Annotated in this window: 2 pseudogenes; both read left to right on the top strand. The window is 44.2% G+C overall.

What is annotated here, in order from left to right:
- Positions 1 to 232: 232 nt before the first annotated feature.
- Positions 233 to 588: pseudogene (gene tnpA, locus ACFSX3_RS32200) on the top strand (IS200/IS605 family transposase).
- Positions 560 to 1132 (top strand): annotated as a pseudogene (locus ACFSX3_RS32195) (RNA-guided endonuclease TnpB family protein); the annotation flags it as partial. The pseudogenes tnpA and ACFSX3_RS32195, both read left to right, overlap by 29 nt.

Raw genomic sequence — 1132 nt, 5'->3', positions numbered from 1 at the left:
AGCAGTTGAGAAACTCTCAGCAAATCGCCTAATCTTTTTAAAAATGTGACCTTAGATTTTGGCCCAGTCTTGCTATTTAACAAATCGAATTATGAAATTGACTCATCATTACAGAATTTGGTCGAGAAAGCCCACTCCTTTAGGGGTGGGATGAATCGTCTTTGTTTAAGGGACATCCTTATGCTGTCAAAATTGACAATCCTACAGAAATACCAAAACTACCTTATCATTAATTAACTATCATTTTGTTTTTGCCCAAGATACAGACGTAAAGTGCTAGTCGATCAAGTGGAGATTCATTTTGAGCAAATCGTTATGGAGATATGTGCTGAACATGATTGGAAGCTATTCGCAATGGAGGTCATACCTGATCATGTGCATATTGTTCTAAACGCACTGCCCACCGATTCTCCCGCAGAACTTATGGCGAAACTCAAAGGAATCACTTCCCGGCGCCTCCGTGAACAATGTAAGCACTTGAACCACTTGCCTTCCCTCTGGACTCGTGCCTACTTGGTCAGTACGGCAGGGAACGTTTCAAGCGAAACGATCAAACGATATGTTGAGGAACAAAAAACAAGGGGGTGAGACCCTGCAAACCGTAACGATTCAAATCCGCATTTTTCCACCCCGTCCGTCTGTACTGGTGGATATGGGGGGCGAATATATTCGAACCGTCAACGAATTAACGGAGCAAGCAGAAAGGTCTGGAACGTTTCCGCAACTAACTTCAAAAACCGTTCATGCCAATCTCCCCTCTGCTGTAAAGAATCAAGTGATTCGAGATGCCAAAAGCCTATTTCAGCGGTTCAAGAAAACGAAGAAGCGACCTCTTCTTCAAAAGAGGGTGTACTACGTGAACAATCAAAATTATACGATTTGGGGCAACACCATTTCTTTCCCGGTGATCCTGGATGGAAAAGTACAACGTCTTGCGGTTCCTGCGCTTCTTTCGGATCGGGAGCGAGACATCCTTTCGAATGGGAAGCTTGGACTTCTGCGCGTGGTTCAAAAATCAGCAAAATGGTTTGTTCAAATTTCAATCGAACGCCCCACCAAACCAGTCGATGGTGATGAAGTGATGGGGATTGATCTAGGCTTGAAAGTGCCTGCTGTTGCCGTAACCTCAAGT

The sequence above is a fragment of the Paenibacillus rhizoplanae genome, assembly GCF_042684125.1.
In the GTDB taxonomy this organism is placed as follows: Bacteria; Bacillota; Bacilli; order Paenibacillales; family Paenibacillaceae; genus Paenibacillus_AQ; species Paenibacillus_AQ rhizoplanae.
This window is presented reverse-complemented; position numbering and strand designations above follow the sequence as displayed.